This is a genomic window from Streptomyces sp. 35G-GA-8, assembly GCF_023534745.1.
In the GTDB taxonomy this organism is placed as follows: domain Bacteria; phylum Actinomycetota; class Actinomycetes; order Streptomycetales; family Streptomycetaceae; genus Streptomyces.
The window spans coordinates 56,127-75,320 of record NZ_JAMHJQ010000006.1; the positions used below are offsets into that span (position 1 = coordinate 56,127).

A 19,194-nucleotide genomic window follows, 5' to 3' on the forward strand; every position below is an offset into this window, starting at 1 on the left:
TCACGGAGTGGCCCATGTGGACAACGTTGTCAGCCCGGATGCGTCATCTGATGGCACCGACCGTCACCGCACTGGTGATGAGCACGCTCGCGGCGGTGACGCCGCACGCCGCGGCCGCTTCCGCCCCCGCCCCCGCGGCCACCGCCGCTTCCGCCCCCGCACCCGCCGCGGTGGCCGCCACCATCTGCAACGCGTACTGCGACGCCCGCGACCCCGCGCTCGCGCCGGAGGACCGCACCCCCGTCACCGCCACGCTCTTCTCGCGGGCCATCACCCTGCACTTCGACGACCGTGACGCGATGGGCTGGGCCTCGATCGGCAATGGCGACCCGGGCGACGAGGTCTGGCTCGACCGGTCCTTCGACGGCGGGCGCACCTGGAGCTCCGGCAGCCGCCTCGGTGTCACCACCGTGCCCACCGGACAGCGCGGCTGGCGCACCCTGATGTACAACGTGGACGACTGGAACAACCGGGGCGTCGGCGCCCTGCGCGCCTGCGGCAAGGCCGGCGACCGTACGGAGATCGCGTGCACGCCGTGGGCGCGTACCACATGGAACGCGTACGACCGGCGTACAGCGGCGGCCACCGCGCAGATGCAGTTCTACAACAACGGCACCGGTCTGTTCGACACCAGCGGCTGGTGGAACTCCGCCAACGCCCTCACGGCGGTCATCGACAACATCCGGGTCACCGGCATGCCCAGCTACCGGTACGCCATCTCCGAGACCTACGACCGCCAACTGGGCGCGGCGGACGGTCAGTTCCGCAACGACTACATCGACGACACCGGCTGGTGGGGCCTGGCCTGGGTCGCCGCGTACGACCTGACGGGCGACGGCCGCTATCTGAACACCGCGCGCGCGGACGCCGACCACATGGCCGCGTACTGGGACGGCACCTGCGGCGGCGGTGTGTGGTGGAGCACGGCCAGGACCTACAAGAACGCCATCGCCAACTCCCTCTACATCCAGCTCAACGCGGCGCTCCACAACCGGATCCCGGGCGACACGGCCTATCTGGGCCGGGCCCGCGCCGGCTGGTCCTGGTTCCAGGGGACCGGGATGGTCAACGGCTCGCGCCTGGTGAACGACGGCATCGATCTGGGCACCTGCCGCAACAACAACGGCACCGTCTGGTCGTACAACCAGGGCGTGCTGCTCGGCGCGCTCACCGAGCTGCACCGTGCCACCCAGGACGGGCAACTCCTCACCACCGCACGCCAGTTGGCCGACGCGGCCACCACCACCCCGTCCCTGCACACCACGGACGGCGTGCTGCGTGACCCCTGCGAGGGCGGGGACTGCGGGGCCGACGGACCGTCGTTCAAGGGCGCGCATGTACGAGGGCTCGGCAAGCTCAACGCCGCGCTCGCCGACCACCCCTACACGGCGTATCTGAGGAAGCAGGCCGACAGCGCGTACGCCCGGGACCGCAATCCGCTCGACCAGTACGGGCTGCGCTGGAGCGGTCCGCTCGACAAGGCGGACGCCGCGCGCCAGCACAGCGCCCTCGACCTGCTCAACGCCGCTCCATGACGCGTGGCGGCGGGGGACCGAGCGGCCCCCCGCCGCTGCGGATGCGGGATCGTCCGGCAGCGGTGATGGTGGACGTGACCGCCGTTCCGAGCGAGGAGCCGAACCATGTCGATGCTCGACAAGCTGAAGAGCCTCTTGAAGGGCCATGAGAGCCAGGTGCGCCAAGGGGTGGAAAAGGCGGGCGACGCGTTCGACCGGAAGACGGGCAACAAGTACAGCGACCAGGTCGACACCGCCCAGAAGAAGATCAACGAGCAGCTCGGCGCGGAGCAGCCCAGGAACGACAGGCCGCCGCAGGGCTGAGGCGTCAAGGGACATGTCAAGGGGCATACGGCTGACCGACGGTTCCGGGCACCGTCGGTCACCGCGATTCCCGGCTCAGTCCCGCTTCCTCCGCTCCAGGGCCGCCCGTACCATCGCCGCCGCGAAGAGGGCCGGATCGGTGTCACCGGCCAGCCGCGCCAGCGCCTCGGGCTCGTCGGGCAGCCCGCGCCCGCGCGCTCCCTGGAGGGCCTTCGCGTCCAGGTACGGGGCGACCTCGGGCCAGACCCCCTGGACCTCGCGCAGGAAGATGTCCACACCGACGGGGCCGAGCCCCGGGACCTCCCGGAGCAGCGACCGCAGCGTGGTGATGTCACCCGCCGCGGCTTCGCGGAGCCGGCGCAGATCCCCTCCGTACTTCTTGAGCAGCAGTTCGGCGCCCACACCGAGCTGGGTCGAGGTGCGCTCGTCGTAGCGGCGGTAGCCTCCCTCGCCCAGCGCGTCCACGCGCTGCTGCCAGGTGGCGTCCGCCATATGGCGCGCGTCGCGCAGTCCGGCGTCCGAGAGCGCGCGGGAGGCCGCGACGGCGGTCCCGCTGCGGATTCGCGCGCTCAGCAGACAGGAGAGCACCAGCAATTGGTAGAGCGGCTGCGGGGTGTTGCGCAGATGGATACCCGCCTCATCGGCGTACGTCCGGCCAAGGGTGTCGAGCAGGTCCCGTACGGCCTCGCGGGTGGTGACGGCTGTCGGCACGACGCACCTCCTCCGTCCGGCGGACGCCGTGGCGATCGGTCCGTACCCGCACGGCGTCGTTCAGTGGCCGTTTCCATTGTGACGCGGTCAGGTATCGGCCGCACGCGTTCGGGCATCGAACCGGAAGCGCTTTCCATCCGTGTCATGAATGACATGGGCACGACTTCCGCTACGAGAGGGATCACCCCGCAATGAACAGACCGGAGTTACCCCGACGCGTCCGGCGCACGGTCGCCGTTGCCGTTCTCGCTCTCTGTTCGGTCCTCGCGGTCCCGACCGCGTCCTCCGCCCTGCCGGTCCCCACCGCCGCGCCTCCCGCTGCCGCCGCGGCCCCGGCCGCCGCTTCCGCCGCCACCACCCCCGTCGTCACCTGGGCCGCGAGCGCCGACCGGCTCGACGCCGCCGTGCCCGCGCGCACCCACCGGGTCGTCGTCCACACCAGCGCGGGCGGCAGCGCGCTGCGGATCCGGCTGTCGAACGCCTTCGGTGAGCAGCCGGTGACCTTCGGACGCGCCTACGTCGGGGTACGGGCCTCGGGCGCGGCCGTGGTGCCCGGCAGCAACCGCGCGCTGTCCTTCGGCGGCGCCGCCTCGGTCACCGTCCCGCCCGGCGGCTCCGTATACAGCGACCCGCTGCCCGGTACCGTACGTCCGCAGTCCGACCTGGCCATCAGCGTGTATGTGCGGGACGCGGCCGGAACCGCCACCGGACACCGGATGGGGCTCCAGACCTCCTACATCGCGCCCGGTGGTGACCACGCGGCCGACGACACCGCCACGCCCTTCACCCAGCAGACCGGTTTCCGCTATTACCTCGACGCGGTCGTGGTCGACGCCCCGCGCGGCACCGGGGCGGTCGTCGCGCTCGGTGACTCGATCACGGACGGTGCCATCTCCACCTCCGACGCCAACCGCCGCTGGCCGGACTTCCTCGCCGGCCGGCTCCAGAGCGATCGCCGTACCTCCCTCAAGGGCGTTGCCAACGAAGGGATTTCGGGCAACAAGGTCCTCTCCGACGGGGCGGGCGAGAGCGCGCTGAAGCGGCTCGACCGGGATGTGCTGTCGCAGCGCGGTCTGCGCACGGTGATCCTGCTCGAAGGCGTCAACGACATCAAGGCGACCCCGGCGCCCACGGCCGCCCAAGTCATCGCCGGATACCGGGAGATCATCGCCAGGACCCATGCGGCCGGTGCCTGTGTGGTGGGCGCGACCGTCATGCCGTACGAGGGCTGGCGGGAGTGGAACGCGGGCGGCGAAGCGGTCCGCCAGGAGGTCAACACCTTCATCCGGGAGAGCGGCGCGTTCGACGGGGTGGTGGACTTCGACGCCGCGGTCAAGGACCCGGCGGCGCCGTCGAAGATCCTGCCCGCGTACGACAGCGGGGACCATCTGCACCCGAACGACGCGGGGATGAAGGTCATGAGTGACACCGTCGATGTGCGCGGGCTGCGCTGCGGCCGATAGTCACGGCTGTCGGCCCCGAGGGGGCGGAGGCGCGTACGGCCTCCGCTGCCTCGGGAGCCGGGAGCCGGGAGCCGGGAGCCGGGAGCCGGGAGCCGGGAGCCGGGAGCCGGGCGGCCGGGCGGCCGGGGGCCGGTAGCTGGGCGGCGGGGCGGCCCGGGACCGGTAGGGCCTGTCCGGCGGCGGGGCGGCTCAGCCGAGCAGCCGCAGCGCGGTGGCTGACCTGCCGAGCCGGATCGTCTGACCCCACGTCAGCTCCAGGGCGTCACTCTCCATACCGTCGCCGAAGGCCACCAGCCGGTCGGACTCGACGGTGAGCCTCAGCCGTTCCGCGTGGTCGAGCACGCCTTCCACCAGCGCGGTGCCGGTGGTGGGGGAGGGCCACGCCTCCCTTACGTACCAGACCAGTTGGGGATCGGCGGGGCCCGGAACAGGCAGCCCGCCGCCGCGTTCCCGCCGTACCGAACGCAGCCAGCCGGTGGCGCCCGTGCCCGTACCCACCAGGACCCCGGACGACGCCTGGGCCTCGGCGGGGGCGCTCTCGTCGTCCGGCCCGAGGCGGTAGCGGGCGGTCTGGTGGTCCGGCCGGCCGAGGTAGATCTCATTGAGCGCGAGCAGCCGTTGGGTGTCGTCGGCGACCGCCTCCACCATGGTCAGCTCATCGACGGTGCCGGCGCCGTCGATCGCCGCACGCAGCAGTCCCGGCGCGTCCGCCGCGCGGTGGCGCACCAGCACACCGAGACCCCGGCCGGGGTCCGTGTCGATCCCCACCACCGGCTGGCCCGACAGATACTTGGCCGCGTTGGCGACCAGTCCGTCCTGGCCCACCACGACCACCACATCCTCCGGGGCGAAGAGGAACCGGTCCAGATCCGCCCGCTCCACCCGGGCCTGCCGCCATCGCGGCGGTATCGCGCCCGCCACCTCGGCGAGCGCACGCCGCGCCCGGTGGTGCCGGGCCGCCACCTCCTCGACCGACCGGCCGCGCGAGGAGAGGAAGAAGGCGGCCTGGCCGTGGGTGCCGTGCCGGGCGAGCAACTCCTCGTACTCGCTGGTGCGGTACACCAGCACGGCGCGTGGCGCCAGGCTCATGCCCGCTCCTCGCCCGCCCGGCCCAGCCTGGCCAGCAGCCCGGTGAGAACGTCGGGGGAGAGAGTGACGCTCTCGATGTGCGGCAGATTCTCGGCGAGCCGGGTCGCGGCCAGCGCGTGCAGCGTGGCGGCGTCCGTCTCCGCGTGCACCCTGAGCCAGGCGGACTGCGCCCCGGCCCGCGCCTCCCCGGTCTCCCGCACGGCCTCGGCCTCGGCCTTCGCGAGCTGTACGGTACGCGCCGCCTCGGCCCCCGCGCGTACGGCATCGGCCGCCGCGCTCTCCTCGGCCTCACGGCGTGCGTTGGTGCCGTGCTGCTCGACCAACCGCTCTTCTCTGCGGGCCAGTTCGATCCGGCTGGCGAGTTCGTTCTCGGCGATGGTCCGCTCGCGCTCCACCGCCACCGCCCGGCGCTCGTAGGTGGCCCGGTCCGCCTCCTGCTGGATCTGCTCGCGCGCCGGGGTGCGCAGCGCGCGCTCCACCTCGGGCTCGGGCCGGATCGCGACGACCCGTACCGCCACCACCTCGATACCGGTCGCGGGCAGCCGGGGCTCCGCCGCGAGCCCCGCGGAGATCCGCTCCCGTACGGCCGCGACGCCGTCGGCCAGCGCCGCCGACAGCGGGGTGCGGGCCAGCACATCGAGGGCGTGCTGCTGCGCGGTCTCGGTGAGCAGGGTGGCGAGCTGCTCCAGCGGAGCGCCGCGCCAGGCGCCGGTGTCCGGATCGATGGAGAAGTCCAGCCGGGCGGCGGCGGTGGCCGGTTCGCTGATCCGGTAGGTCACGGTGGACTGGACGGTGACGTCCTGGAAGTCGGCGGTACGCGCGTGAAAGGTCATGGCCAACTCGCGGTCGTCCACCGGTACTTCGGAGAGCGCGGCGGTCAACGCCCGGAACCAGAAGCTCAGTCCGGGACCGTCGTGGACGAGCCGGCCGCGCCGGTGGTGGCGTACATGACTGGTCGGGGCGGAGCGCAGATGACGCCATCCGAGACGGCGCGTGATGTCGGCCATGGAAAGGACCCCCTCTTTTTCGTCAGCAAGACGATATCGAGACAACTGTTTATCGTCAAGATGACGAAAGTGGGTGGGGGTGGAGTCGGTCCCACCCGTACGGCCCAGCAACGCCGCCCCCGTACATGCCACGGCGCGGAGAGTGGAGTCGTACGCCCGCGCACCGCCCCGACCCACACCCATACCCACACCCACGGAGCCCGCCATGACCTGTCACAGCCGACGCGATCTCGGCCTGCTCGCCCTGCGGATCGGCACCGGAGCGGTGCTTGCCTCGCACGGCAGCCAGAAGCTGTTCGGCTGGTTCGGCGGCGACGGGATCGACGCCACCGCCCGGGGCTTCGAGGCGATGGGCTTCCGGCCGGGCAGACCGAGCGCGATCGCCTCCGGACTCGCCGAGGCGGGGGGCGGCGTACTGCTGGCACTCGGCCTGGCCGTACCGGCGGCCGGGGCAGCGGCGGCGGGCGGCATGGCGGGAGCCATGTCGGTGCATGTCCCCAATGGATTCTTCGCCCAGTCGGGCGGCTTCGAATACCCGGCCCTCCTCGGCTGGACCGCGGCCTCCATCGGCCTGATGGGCGCGGGCCGTTACTCCCTCGACCAGGCCACCCGCCACCGACTCGACCAGCCCTGGATGATCCCGGTCGCGTTCGCGGTCAGCGCCGCGGCGGCGATCGCGATCATCGAGAAGCGCGCCAGGGCGCTGGCGGCCGACCAGCGGGCCGACGCCGAGGAATGAGCCCCTGTCCTTCGTTGCCCTCACGGAGCAGCCGCCGCGTCCTGGCGCTCACCTGATCGAGATGAGCGGAACGCCGGTACGGCGGCCCTCGTGGTGCCCGGCGTGCCGCTGTGTTCGTCCCCGCGGCGCCGGTGAGCGCGCGGCGCGACACGGGGCCGAAGGCCGTCTAGCATCGCGATCATGCTGGCGCTGCTGCACACCTCACCGGTTCACGTTCCGGTCTTCGACGCCCTGCGGGACGCCGACCATCCAGGACTCGTCCTGCGTCATCTCGTGGACGAGTCCCTGCTCAGCCGGGCCAGGGCCGAAGGCCCGGACGCCGTAGCCGCCGATGTCGAATCGGCGCTCGCCGGCGCCGTCGCCGAGGGAGCGACCGCCGCGCTGTGCACCTGCTCGACCATCGGCGAGGTCGCGGAGCGGGCCGCCCCCGCCCTCGGCGTGCCCGTCCTGCGGGTCGACCGGCCCATGGCCGTGGCCGCCGCCGCGGCCGACCGGGTCGTGGTGGTCGCCGCGCTGGACAGCACCCTGGGAGCGACGGTGGCGCTGATCCGGCAGGAGGCGGGGGAGCGCCGTATCGAGGTGCGCACCGTACTGGTGGAAGGCGCGTGGGAGCGCTTCGAGGCCGGTGACCGCGACGGCTATCTGAACGCGGTGGCCGCCGCGGTCGACTCCGTCACCGAAGCCGATGTGATCGTGCTCGCCCAGGCGTCGATGGCCGACGCGGCCGAGCGGGCCACGAGTGACATTCCGGTGTTCTCCAGCCCGCGTCCCGGGCTCAACGCCGCCGCTGCCGCCGCCGTCGCCATCTGACCCCCGCGCGGGCCCGGCGAGCGGACGCGCGCGGTTACGCGTGGATCCGGCGCGCGTGGGCACGCGCTCCGGGAGACATTGGGAACGCACGACTCCCGCGCTTCTGGAGGTCCGGCATGGCCAGCTCTTTCCCCGATCCCGTACCGCCGGCGCCCACCCCGCCGCCGGGCCCGCCGGGGCCGGTGCCTGGGCCGGGCCCCGCGCCGGAGCCCATCCCCTCGCCGCCGAGCCCCGTGCCCATCCCCGAACCCCAACCCGTGCCGCACCCGCCGGGCCCCGACCCCGTACCGGAGCCGGAGCCCTCACCGGGACCACTGGGCTCCCGGGGCGAGGCCCGGTAAGGGACCAGTGCCCCTCCCGGCACTAACTCGTCGAGACCTCGGAGCGGTCGCCGCCCCAGAGGGTGTGGAACGAGCCCTCACGGTCCGTGCGCCGGTAGGTGTGCGCGCCGAAGAAGTCGCGCTGCCCCTGCGTGAGCGCGGCGGGCAGCCGCTCGGCGCGCAGCGCGTCGTAGTACGCGAGCGCCGCGGCGAAGCCCGGCGTCGGCACACCCTGGTGCACGGCCGCGGCGACCACCGCGCGCCAGTCGTCCTGCGCCGCGCCGATCTCCTCCGCGAACTGCTTGTCGGACAGCAGGCTCGGCAGGTCGGGCCGCGTGTCGAACGCCCCGCGGATCCGGTCGAGGAACGCGGCGCGGATGATGCAGCCCGCCCGCCAGATCGCGGCGACCGAACCGAGGTCGATGTCCCAGCCGTACTCCTCGCTGCCCGCCTGGATCTGGTGGAAGCCCTGTGTGTACGACACGATCTTCGACGCGTACAGCGCCTGCTCGACCTGGTCGGCGAAGCGCGCCGCGTCGGCCTCGCCGAGCGGAGCGGTCGTCGGGCCCGGCAGCGTCCTGGACGCCTCGCGCAGCGCGGCGTGGCCGGACAGCGAACGGGCGAAGACCGCCTCGGCGATGCCGGAGACCGGGACCCCCAGATCGAGGGCGATCTGTACCGTCCAGCGGCCGGTGCCCTTCTGCTCGGCCTGGTCGGTCACGATGTCCACGAACGGCTTGCCGGTCGCCTCATCCGTATGGGCCAGCACCTCCGCCGTGATCTCGATCAGATACGAGTCGAGCCGGCCGGTGTTCCATGACCGGAAGGTCTCCGCGATCTTCGCGGGGGAGTAGCCCGCCACGGACCGCAGCAGGTGGTACGCCTCGGCGATCAGCTGCATATCGGCGTACTCGATGCCGTTGTGCACCATCTTCACGAAGTGGCCCGCGCCGTCGGGGCCGATATGGGTCACACACGGCGCTCCGTCGGGGGCCTTCGCGGCGATCCGCTCCAGCAGCGGGCCGAGCGACTCGTACGACTCGGCGGATCCGCCCGGCATGATGCTCGGCCCGTGCAGCGCCCCCTCCTCACCGCCCGAGATGCCCACACCCACGAAGTGGATCCCGCGCTCGCGCAGCTCCCGCTCCCGGCGACGGGTGTCCGCGAAGTGGGCGTTGCCGCCGTCGATGATGACGTCGCCCTCCTCGAGCAGCGGGGCGAACTCCTCGATCACGGCGTCCGTCGGCTCGCCGGCCTTGACCATGATGACCAGACGCCTCGGCCGCTCCAGCGCGGCGACGAACTCCGCCGCCGACTCGGCGGCGACGAAAGCGCCCTCGTCACCGAACTCGTCCACCAGAGCGCGGGTCTTCGACGCGGTGCGGTTGTGCACGGCGACGGTGAAACCGTTGCGGGCGAAGTTACGGGCGAGGTTGCGGCCCATCACCGCGAGCCCCGTGACGCCGATCTGGGCAGTACCACTCATGCGTGCGCTCCTGGGTATCCGTCGGATGTTCCGTGCCTCGCCAGTACGTCCCGCCGGGGAGGGATACGCACCGCCGAACACGGCCGTTCACCAATCGTCAAGCCGCCCGGGAGCTTTCGCATTCCGGGCTTGTCGCATCGTGCCGTGTCCGGCGCGTGAGCGGCAACAAGGGCCGCGCCCGGGATCGTTCACAGAGTATTGACACCCTCTCAGCGACGGCGTAACACTGACACGGCCTTGGAGAGCGCTCTCCCGCAGTGATTCCAAGCGGCATGGAGGTCCGCATGGCCGAGAGATTCCGCACCACCGCCCTGATGTCCGCGTTACTCGTCGCCACCGCACTGGCTCTGGTGGCCTTCGGGTTCTCCGCGATTCCGGACACCGCGAACGCCACTACCGCCCCGCGCGCGGCCGACCGGCCGGCCGCGGCCGGGCAGGCGGCGTCGGCCGCCCACGCCGGGCACAAGATGGCCCCCGCCGTCCCCGTACCGTCGGGCGACGACCCCGACGGGGACGGCTACATACCGGCGAACCCGCCCGTGACCGGGGTGGTGCCGTCCACCGAGATCCCCCCGCACCGCTACTTCCACGAGTTCCAGGCGAACTGCTCGGTCACCCACACCAGGCCGGACGACCCGATCGTGTTCCCCGGTCAGCCAGGCAAGTCGCACGACCACACGTTCATGGGCAACAGGACGACCGACGCCTACAGCACCACGGCCTCGCTGAGCGGCGGCGGCACGGCGTGCAAGGCGCCGGGCGACAGGTCCGCGTACTGGATGCCGACCCTGTTCAAGGGCGATGTGGCGATCCCGCCGGTCGGTCCGCAGGTCATCTACTACAAGTCGGGCGTCACCGACTACCGCTCGGTGCGGCCGTTCCCCAAGGGGCTGCGCTATGTCGTCGGCAACCCGATGCAGTCGGACGACGAGTTCCGCAACCACCCGGGCTGGGTGGAGGGCTGGGAGTGCGGGAACCAGTACAACAACACCGAGATCCCGGCGTCCTGCCCGACCGCCCAGGACGTTCAGCTCAACCTCCGCTTCCAGGCGCCGAGTTGCTGGGACGGAAAGTATCTGGACACCCCGAACCACCAGAGCCATATGGCCTATCCGGTCGCGCAGGGCGCCAACCAGGACGTCTGCCCGGCCTCGCATCCGGTGGCTCTGCCGATGATCGAGTTCAAGATGGCCTGGCCCGTCAACGGCGATATGTCGCAGGTCAGACTGGCCAGTGGTACGGGGCACTCGTTCCACTACGACTTCTTCAACGCGTGGGACGACGCGACGCTGAACGCGCTGGTCCGGCACTGTGTCGTGGGCGGACTCCAGTGTGATGCCCGCGGCTACGACCAGACCCACCCGGAGGCGGGGGCCGCGCTCAACGCGGACTACGAACTGCCCTGACCGGTGCGCTCTCCTCGACGGGTGCCGGACACCCATCGAGGAGAGCGCTCTCCCGTGCTCGTGCCCCTACCACGCGCCCCCCACTCCCCGAGGAGGCACCACCTCATGCACCCACCCGCCGTACACCCGGTCCACAGGCCGGCCGGCCGGGCCCGCCGCCTTGCCCCGGTCGCCGTCGCCGCGCTCCTCGCCGCCTGCGCGGTGGCCCTCCCGGCGCCCGCCGCGCAGGCCGCGGGCAGCGTCGTCAAGGTCACCGGATCGCAGGGCTCCTGGCAGCTGACCGTCGATGGGGCGCCCTACCAGGTCAAGGGCCTGACGTGGGGTCCCGCGACGGCGGACGCCGCGCGGTACATGCCCGACGTGAAGTCGATGGGCGCCAACACCGTACGCACCTGGGGCACCGACGCCACCAGCAAACCGCTGTTCGACGCGGCGGCGGCCAATGGAGTCAAGGTCATCGCCGGCTTCTGGCTCCAGCCGGGCGGCGGTCCCGGCAGCGGAGGCTGTGTCAACTATCTGACCGACACCACCTACAAGAACAACATGCTCGCGGAGTTCCCCAGATGGGTGGAGACCTACAAGGACCACCCCGGCGTCCTGATGTGGAACGTGGGCAACGAGTCCGTCCTCGGGCTGCAGAACTGCTACAGCGGCGCCGCGCTGGAGCAGCAGCGCGACGCGTACACCACCTTCGTCAACGAGATCACGAAGAAGATCCACGCGGTCGACCTCAATCACCCGGTGACCTCGACGGACGCGTGGACCGGGGCCTGGCCGTACTACAAGCGCAACGCGCCGGACCTCGATCTGTACGCGGTGAACTCCTACGGCGATGTCTGCAATATCCGCAAGACCTGGGAGGACGGCGGCTACACCAAGCCCTATATCGTCACCGAGGGCGGTCCCGCGGGCGAGTGGGAGGTGCCCGACGACGCCAACGGTGTGCCCGACGAGCCCGCCGACACCGCCAAGGCGAGCGGCTACACGAAGGCGTGGGGCTGTATCACCGGCCACCCGGGCGTGGCGCTCGGTGCGACGCTCTTCCACTACGGCACCGAGTACGACTTCGGCGGCGTCTGGTTCAATCTGCTTCCCGCGGGCCAGAAGCGGCTCTCGTACTACGCCGTGAAGCGGGCCTACGGCGGCAACACCTCCGCCGACAACACTCCGCCGGTGATCTCCTCGATGTCAGTCGACGGCGCCGCCTCGGTCCCGGCCGGGCGGGAGTTCACCGTACGGACATCGGTCTCGGATCCGAATGGCGATCCGCTCTCCTACCAACTGCTCCTGGGCAGCAAGTACCTCGACAACTCGGGGCAGTTGACGGACGTCCGATTCACCGATACGGGCAATGGCACCTTCCGGGTCACCGCGCCCGAGCGGCTCGGAGTGTGGAAGGTCTATGTCAAGGCGTCCGACGGCAAGGGCAATGTCGGCATCGAGACGAAGTCCTTCAAGGTGGTGCCGCCGCCGGTCGACGGGACCAATCTCGCCCGGGGCAAGCCGGCCACGGCCTCCTCGTCCCAGCCGAGCGGCACCGGCTGCCCCTGCCCCGCGGGCAACGCCGTCGACGGCTCGTTCGACACCCGCTGGGCCAGCGACTGGAGCGACCCGCAGTGGATCCAGGTCGACCTGGGCCGGAAGACGACGTTCCGGCATGTGCAGCTGGCCTGGGAGGCCGCGTACGGCAAGGGCTACACCCTCCAGACCTCCGACAACGGTCAGGACTGGGCCACGCTGAGGACCGTCACCGACGGCAATGGCGGCATCGACGACCATGACGTCGCCGGGGACGCGCGCTATGTGCGGGTCAACGCCACGGTACGGGGCACCGCTTGGGGCTACTCGCTCTACGAGTTCGGGGTGTACGGCTGACATCACGGGTAGCACGGAACCGTGCGGCGGGCCATGGATTCTCCGTGGCCCGCCGCTGAATGTTTAGCGGGCGATTTTGCGTATACGGGCGCCGCCCGCGGGTAAATCACGGACCGCACCGGGCGCCGATCGGGCACGGGGTACGCCGTATTCGGGCAGTGATCCGTGCAACATCGCCCCTGCGACCCGTGATGACCAGCGCAAACGCTCTTGACGAAACGGGCATGAACGGACACAGTCGATGCTGCGAAGAAGCTGGTCGCAGCGGGTCCCTTGCTTGTACAAACGATCCATGAGCCCGAACGGGTGCTGAGCCGCAGCAAAGCAGGGAAGTGTGTCACCGTGGACACCGACGAACGACGACGAGAAATTCTTGAGATCGCCCGACGTGACGGGTCAGTGGAAGTCAGCGCACTGGCCACGAAGCTCCGGGTCGCCAAGGAGACCGTCCGGCGTGATCTGCACGCCTTGGAAGGTCATGGACTGGTACGGCGTACCCACGGCGGTGCCTACCCGGTGGAGAGCGCCGGGTTCGAGACGACTCTCGCGGTACGGACCACCCGGCTCGTACCCCAGAAGTCACGGATCGCGGCGGCCGCCGCCGACCTCCTGGGAGACGCGGAAACGGTCTTCATCGACGAGGGTTTCACCCCCCAACTCGTCGCGGAGGCGCTGCCGCGCGACCGGCAGCTGACCGTGGTCACCGCCTCCCTCGCCGTGGCGACCGCACTCGCCGAGGCAGAGAAGATCGCCGTGCTGCTGCTCGGCGGACGGGTGCGCGGCTCCACCATGGCCACGGTCGATCACTGGACCACCAGAATGCTCTCCGACTTCGTCATCGACCTGGCGTACGTCGGAGCGAACGGCATCTCACGCGAGTACGGCCTCACCACCCCCGATCCGGCCGTCAGCGAGGTGAAGGCCCAGGCCATGCGCAGCGCCCGCCGCCGGGTCTTCGCCGGGATCCACACCAAGTTCGGCGCCGTCAGCTTCTGCCGCTTCGCGGAGGTCGCCGACTTCGAGTCGATCGTGACGGACGCCGGTCTGCCGTCGGCCGAGGCACAGCGGTACTCACTGCTGGGCCCGCAGGTCATCCGCGTCTGAAGCAGCGGGCGCTACCCCCCATTTCGCCCTCTTCCCCCGGTCCGTTCCCCGGTCCGGAGGCAGGGCAGAGCCGTCCCGAAAACCCCTCTCGTAACGATGATCAGGAGAATTCTCATGCCCCTCCAGCAACGACGACGCGACCTCCGCGTGCGTGTGGGTGCGAGCGCGGCCCTGGTGGCCCTTCTCGCGGGGTGCAGCGGCGCGGGCGGCGCCTCTTCGTCCGGCGGTGGTGGCGACACCATCAACGTGCTCATGGTGAACAACCCGCAGATGGTCGAGTTGCAGAAGCTGACCGCGGACAACTTCACCAAGGACACCGGCATCAAGGTCAACTTCACGGTGCTCCCGGAGAACGACGTCCGCGACAAGATCACCCAGGACTTCTCCAACCAGGCCGGCCAGTACGACGTCGCCACCATCAGCAATTTCGAGGTGCCCTTCTTCGCGAAGAACGGCTGGCTGCACTCGCTCGACGAGTACACCGCCAAGGACAAGGCCTTCGACCAGGGCGACATCCTCAAGCCCCTCCAGGAATCCCTCACCGCGGAGGACGGCAAGCTCTACGGCCAGCCCTTCTACGGCGAGTCGTCCTTCCTGATGTACCGCAAGGACGTCTTCGAGGCGAAGAAGCTGACGATGCCCGCGAAGCCCACCTGGCAGCAGGTCGCCGACCTCGCCGCCAAGGCGGACGGCGCGGAGGAGGGCATGAAGGGCATCTGTCTGCGCGGGCTGCCCGGCTGGGGCGAGGTCATCGCGCCGCTCACCACCGTCGTCAACACCATGGGCGGCACATGGTTCACCAAGGACTGGGAGGCGCAGCTCACCTCCCCGGAGTTCACCAAGGCCACCCAGTTCTATGTCGACCTGGTGCGCAAGCACGGTGAGGCGGGCGCGCCCCAGGCCGGCTACGCCGAGTGCCTGAACAACATGACGCAGGGCAAGTCCGCCATGTGGTACGACGCCACCGCCGGAGCCGGCTCGCTGGAGGCCAAGGGATCCCCGGTCAAGGGCAAGATCGGCTACGTACCCGCCCCGGTGGACAAGACGGAGAGCTCCGGCTGGCTCTACACCTGGGCCTGGGGCATGCAGAAGGCGTCCACGAAGACCGAGAACGCGTGGAAGTTCATCTCCTGGGCGTCCAGCAAGGAGTACGAGAACCTCGTCGGCGAGAAGATCGGCTGGTCCAATGTGCCCGCCGGCAAGCGCGCCTCCACGTACACCAACCCGGACTATCTGAAGGACGCGGCGGCCTTCGCCGATGTCACCAAGCAGGCCATCGCCAACGCCAACCCGCGTGACCCGGGCACCCAGCCGCGTCCCACGGTCGGCATCCAGTTCGTCGACATCCCCGAGTTCACGGACCTCGGCACCAAGGTCTCGCAGGAGATCAGCGCGGCCATCGCCGGCAAGAAGACGGTCGCCGAGGCGCTCAAGAACTCGCAGGCGCTCGCCGAGAAGGTAGGCAAGGACCAGAAGTGAGTACCTCCGTCAGCACCCCCCCACTCTCCCCGGCCGGCCCGGGGCGCCCCTCGGCGCCCCGGCGCGCCGGCCGGGGAGCCCCGGGCCGGGCCCGCGCCTGGGCCACCCGGGCCCCGCTGCTGCCCGCCCTGATCTTCCTGATCGCGGTCACCCAGCTGCCGTTCGTGGCGACGCTGGTGATCTCGCTCTTCGACTGGAACTCGCTCGCCCCCGACGACCGCGCCTTCGCGGGGCTCTCCAACTACGGTTCCGTCTTCACCGACGCGAGTCTGCGCGACTCGGTCTTCACCACCGTGCTGCTCACCGCGACCGTGGTGATCGTCAGCGTGGTCCTCGGACTGCTGCTCGCCCTGCTGCTCGACCGTAAGTTCATCGGGCGCGGCTTCGTCCGTACGCTGCTCATCACGCCGTTCCTGCTGGTCCCCGTCTCGGCCGCGCTGCTGTGGAAGCACGTCCTCTACAACCCCGAGTACGGTCTGCTCAACGGCGGTTGGGCGTGGTTCACCGGACTCTTCGGGGTCACCGACCCCGCCCAGCCGGACTGGATCTCCGACATGCCGCTGCTGGCGGTCGAGGCATCCCTGATCTGGCAGTGGACGCCGTTCATGATGCTCATCCTGCTCGCCGGACTCCAGAGCAGGCCCGCCGAGATCATGGAGGCCGCGAAGCTGGACGGCGCGACCGGCTGGCAGATGTTCCGCTTCCTGACGGTGCCGCATCTGCGCCGCTATCTGGAGCTGGGCGTCCTGCTCGGGTCGATCTACATCGTGCAGAACTTCGACGCGGTCTTCACGCTCACCTCGGGCGGACTCGGCACCGCGAACCTCCCGTACACCATCTACCAGACCTTCTACCAGGCTCACGAGTACGGACTGGCCTCGGCCGCCGGAGTCGTCGTCGTGATCGGCACCATCGTGATCGCGACCTTCGCCCTGCGTGTCGTCTCGTCCCTCTTCAGTGAGGAGGCGAACCGGGCATGAGCACACTCTCCGTACCGAACACCGCCACGGCGTCCCGCCCCCGCATCGACAAGTACGCCCCCGCCGCCCGGCGGGCCAGGCGGCGCTCCGCCGGGCTCGGGCTGCTGGCCTGGATCGTCGGCATCGTCTTCTGTCTGCCGGCCCTGTGGATGCTGCTGACCTCCTTCCACTCGGAGGCGGACGCGGCGACCAACCCGCCGTCCATCGGCGCGCCCCTCACCCTCGACAGCTACCGGGTGTTCTTCGGCGAGGGAGGCGGCGCCAGCCCCTGGCCGCCGCTGATCAACTCCCTGACGGCGTCGCTGTTCTCCACGCTGTTCGTGCTGGTGCTGGCGCTTCCGGCGGCGTACGCGCTCTCCATCAAGCGGGTGGAGAAGTGGACGGACGTCATGTTCTTCTTCCTCTCCACGAAGATGCTGCCGGTCGTCGCCGGGCTGCTGCCGGTGTATCTCTTCGCCAAGAACGTCGGGATGCTGGACAACATCTGGCTGCTCGTCATCCTCTACACCTCGATGAACCTGCCGATCGCGGTATGGATGATGCAGTCCTTCCTCGCGGATGTGCCGGTCTCCATCATCGAGGCCGCGCAGGTGGACGGCGCCCGGCTGCCCACCGTGCTGATGCGGGTGGTGGCGCCGGTGGCCGCGCCGGGTATCGCGGCCACCTCACTGATCTGCTTCATCTTCAGCTGGAACGAGCTGCTCTTCGCCAGGGTGCTCACCGGTGTGACGGCGCAGACCGCCCCCGTATTCCTGACGGGCTTCGTGACCAGCCAGGGGCTCTTCCTCGCCCAGCTGTGCGCCGCGTCCGTCGTTGTGTCCCTGCCGGTTCTCGCCGCGGGGTTCGCCGCCCAGGACAAGTTGGTCCAGGGCCTTTCTCTTGGAGCTGTTAAGTAATGAGGGCAGCGATCGTCGAAGCCGTCGGCAAGGTCTCCGTCACGACGGTTCCCGACCCCACCCCCGGCCCCCGGGATGTGGTTGTCGCCGTCGCGGCGTGCGGGATCTGCGGTACCGATCTGCATATTCTCCAGGGTGAGTTCGCGCCCACCCTGCCCATCGTGCCCGGCCATGAGTTCGCCGGGGAGATCGTGGAGATCGGCTCCGAGGTCACCGAACTGTCCGTGGGCGACAAGGTCGCTGTCGACCCGTCGCTTTACTGCAACGAATGCCGGTACTGCCGATCCGGCCGGGGCAATCTGTGCGACCGGTGGAACGCGATCGGTGTCAGCAAGCCCGGTGGCGCGGCCGAGTTCGCCGTCGCGCCGGTCGCCAACTGCGTCAAGCTGCCCGATCACATCGATGTGAAGGACGCGGCGCTGATCGAGCCGCTGTCCTGCGCGGTCCGCGGGTACGACGTGCTCCGCTCCACCCTCGGCGCGGATGTACTGATCTACGGTTCCGGCACCATGGGACTGATGATGCTGGAGCTGGCCAAGCGCACCGGCGCCGCGGGCGTCGACGTCCTGGACATCAATCCGGAGCGGCTGGCGACGGCCAACACGCTCGGCTGCTCGCGCACCGGCGCCTCGGCGGAGGAGTTCGACCGGCGCGGCGGCTGGGATGTCGTGATCGACGCCACCGGCAACGCGGGCGCGATCCAGGACGGCCTCGGCCGGGTCGCCAAGGGCGGTACGTTCCTCCAGTTCGGCGTCGCCGACTACGCGACGACCGCGGTCATCGAGCCGTACCGCATCTACAACCAGGAGATCACGATCACCGGCTCCATGGCGGTGCTGCACAGCTACGAGAGGGCCGCCGCGCTCTTCGCCACCGGCGTTCTCGACCCGGCGGTCTTCATCAGCGACCGGCTGCCGCTGGAGCAGTACCCGCAGGCGATCGAGCGGTTCAAGGCGGGCCAGGGCCGCAAGATCGTGGTCCAGCCGTGAACGAGGGACATGAGGTCGCCTCCGGTGCCGTCCTCGTGATGGGAGAGGCGCTGATCGACCTCGTACCGGTGCCGCACGAGCCGGAGCTCTACCGGGCCCAGCCCGGTGGCGCGCCCGCGAATGTCGCGGCGGGGCTGGCCCGGCTGGCCACGCCCAGCTGGTTCGCCGGGGCGCTCGGCGGCGACGGCTTCGCCCGGATGATCGAACAGCGGCTGGTCTCGGCCGGTACGGAACTGGGCCTGTGCGCGCGCTCGGAGCTGCCCACGACGCTCGCGGTCGCCGACCCGGGCCCGGACGGCACCAGTTACCACTTCCATCTCCAGGACACCGCGACCTTCCGGCTGCCCGACCACTCCGCGGTGGTGGACCGGTTCGCCGCGGTCTACGTGGGTGGGGTCGCGGCGGTCGTCGAACCGGCGGCCGGGGCGGTCGCGGCCACCGCGCGCGCGGGCGCCGAACGGTCCCTGCTGGTGGTGGACCCCAATGTGCGCGAGGACCGGACCATCGATCCGGAGCTGAGCGCCCGCCGGCTGCGTGAGCTGTGCGAGCTGGCGCAGGTCGTCAAGGCGAGCGACGAGGATGTCACGCGCCTGTGGCCGGACGCCGATCCGGACGAGACCTGCCGGCGGCTGGCGGGGGAGGGCCGCCTCGTGATCCTCACCCGCGGCGCCAAGGGCAGCACGGCCTACGCGGGCGCCGCGGAACCGGTCTCCGTGCCCGCGGTGCCCGTCGAGGTGGTCAACACCATCGGCGCGGGCGACGCCTTCATGGCGGCCGTGCTCACCTGGCTGAGCGCCAACGGCCCGCATCGCGAGGGCGGGGTGGCCGGGCTGTCGCGCGACCGGCTGGAGGAGATGCTCGTCCTCGCCTCCCGGGTGGCGGCCTCGGTGGTCGCCCAGACCGGTACGCAACCCTCGCTGCCCGACGGCGATCCCGGCTGACCTCCGGGCAGGCCCCTCCGGCGGCCGGCGCCACCACCCCTCACCGACGGGGTGGTGGCGC

17 protein-coding genes are annotated in these 19,194 nt (G+C 70.7%); 13 read left to right on the forward strand and 4 right to left on the reverse strand.

Annotation, left to right across the window (positions count from 1 at the left end):
* Positions 1-77 precede the first annotated feature (77 nt).
* Both M1203_RS14540 and M1203_RS14545 read left to right on the forward strand, forming a co-directional pair.
* Entirely contained in the window at positions 78-1,535 is a 1,458-nt protein-coding gene (locus M1203_RS14540) for a glycoside hydrolase family 76 protein (protein WP_249950505.1), read from the forward strand.
* 105 nt (positions 1,536-1,640) lie between these two features.
* Positions 1,641-1,838: an antitoxin gene (locus M1203_RS14545; RefSeq protein ID WP_249950095.1), complete on the forward strand. Its 198-nt coding sequence runs from the start codon at positions 1,641-1,643 to the stop codon at positions 1,836-1,838.
* 75 nt (positions 1,839-1,913) lie between these two features.
* Here M1203_RS14545 and M1203_RS14550 read toward each other — a convergent pair whose 3' ends face one another.
* Positions 1,914-2,549, reverse strand: a complete 636-nt coding sequence (locus M1203_RS14550; protein WP_249950096.1) for an endonuclease — start codon at positions 2,547-2,549, stop codon at positions 1,914-1,916.
* Between the two features lie 191 nt (positions 2,550-2,740).
* Between M1203_RS14550 and M1203_RS14555 the strand changes: the two genes are divergently transcribed.
* Positions 2,741-4,012: an SGNH/GDSL hydrolase family protein gene (locus M1203_RS14555; RefSeq protein WP_249950097.1), complete on the forward strand. Its 1,272-nt coding sequence runs from the start codon at positions 2,741-2,743 to the stop codon at positions 4,010-4,012.
* Positions 4,013-4,201: 189 nt separating this feature from the next.
* On the opposite strand, the gene M1203_RS14560 is transcribed toward M1203_RS14555, so the two are convergent.
* Positions 4,202-5,101: a hypothetical protein gene (locus M1203_RS14560; protein WP_249950098.1), complete on the reverse strand. Its 900-nt coding sequence runs from the start codon at positions 5,099-5,101 to the stop codon at positions 4,202-4,204.
* Positions 5,098-6,108: an SPFH domain-containing protein gene (locus M1203_RS14565; RefSeq protein WP_249950099.1), complete on the reverse strand. Its 1,011-nt coding sequence runs from the start codon at positions 6,106-6,108 to the stop codon at positions 5,098-5,100. The genes M1203_RS14560 and M1203_RS14565 overlap by 4 nt, the downstream gene beginning before the upstream one ends.
* A 205-nt stretch (positions 6,109-6,313) precedes the next feature.
* On the opposite strand from M1203_RS14565, the gene M1203_RS14570 reads away from it, so the two are divergent.
* Positions 6,314-6,847, forward strand: a complete 534-nt coding sequence (locus tag M1203_RS14570) for a DoxX family protein (protein WP_249950100.1) — start codon at positions 6,314-6,316, stop codon at positions 6,845-6,847.
* Between the two features lie 180 nt (positions 6,848-7,027).
* Positions 7,028-7,657: an aspartate/glutamate racemase family protein gene (locus M1203_RS14575; RefSeq protein WP_249950101.1), complete on the forward strand. Its 630-nt coding sequence runs from the start codon at positions 7,028-7,030 to the stop codon at positions 7,655-7,657.
* A 363-nt stretch (positions 7,658-8,020) separates the two neighbouring features.
* On the opposite strand, the gene gndA is transcribed toward M1203_RS14575, so the two are convergent.
* Positions 8,021-9,463 carry an NADP-dependent phosphogluconate dehydrogenase gene (gene gndA, locus M1203_RS14580; RefSeq protein WP_249950102.1) on the reverse strand — a complete coding sequence of 481 codons (1,443 nt, stop codon included), beginning with the start codon at positions 9,461-9,463 and terminating at the stop codon, positions 8,021-8,023.
* A 284-nt stretch (positions 9,464-9,747) separates the two neighbouring features.
* Between gndA and M1203_RS14585 the strand changes: the two genes are divergently transcribed.
* From M1203_RS14585 to M1203_RS14620, 8 genes are all read left to right on the forward strand, one after another.
* The gene (locus M1203_RS14585; protein ID WP_249950103.1) at positions 9,748-10,869 is read left to right on the forward strand and encodes a DUF1996 domain-containing protein; all 1,122 of its coding nucleotides are present in this window, start codon (positions 9,748-9,750) and stop codon (positions 10,867-10,869) included.
* 105 nt (positions 10,870-10,974) lie between these two features.
* Positions 10,975-12,744 (forward strand): discoidin domain-containing protein, encoded by a 1,770-nt coding sequence (locus tag M1203_RS14590; RefSeq protein ID WP_249950104.1) that lies wholly within the window; start codon positions 10,975-10,977, stop codon positions 12,742-12,744.
* Positions 12,745-13,086: 342 nt separating this feature from the next.
* Positions 13,087-13,848 (forward strand): DeoR/GlpR family DNA-binding transcription regulator, encoded by a 762-nt coding sequence (locus tag M1203_RS14595; protein ID WP_249950105.1) that lies wholly within the window; start codon positions 13,087-13,089, stop codon positions 13,846-13,848.
* Positions 13,849-13,962: 114 nt separating this feature from the next.
* Positions 13,963-15,327, forward strand: a complete 1,365-nt coding sequence (locus tag M1203_RS14600) for a sugar ABC transporter substrate-binding protein (RefSeq protein ID WP_249950106.1) — start codon at positions 13,963-13,965, stop codon at positions 15,325-15,327.
* Positions 15,324-16,307 (forward strand): carbohydrate ABC transporter permease, encoded by a 984-nt coding sequence (locus M1203_RS14605; protein WP_249950107.1) that lies wholly within the window; start codon positions 15,324-15,326, stop codon positions 16,305-16,307. Before M1203_RS14600 ends, M1203_RS14605 begins: the two co-directional genes overlap by 4 nt.
* On the forward strand, positions 16,304-17,203 hold the full coding sequence (locus M1203_RS14610; protein WP_249950108.1) for a carbohydrate ABC transporter permease: 900 nt from the start codon (positions 16,304-16,306) through the stop codon (positions 17,201-17,203). The genes M1203_RS14605 and M1203_RS14610 overlap by 4 nt, the downstream gene beginning before the upstream one ends.
* Entirely contained in the window at positions 17,203-18,192 is a 990-nt protein-coding gene (locus M1203_RS14615; protein ID WP_249950109.1) for a zinc-dependent alcohol dehydrogenase family protein, read from the forward strand. The genes M1203_RS14610 and M1203_RS14615 overlap by 1 nt, the downstream gene beginning before the upstream one ends.
* A complete protein-coding gene (locus tag M1203_RS14620) occupies positions 18,189-19,133 on the forward strand; it encodes a PfkB family carbohydrate kinase (RefSeq protein WP_249950110.1) in 945 nt (314 codons plus the stop codon). The genes M1203_RS14615 and M1203_RS14620 overlap by 4 nt, the downstream gene beginning before the upstream one ends.
* The last annotated feature ends 61 nt before the right edge of the window (positions 19,134-19,194 follow it).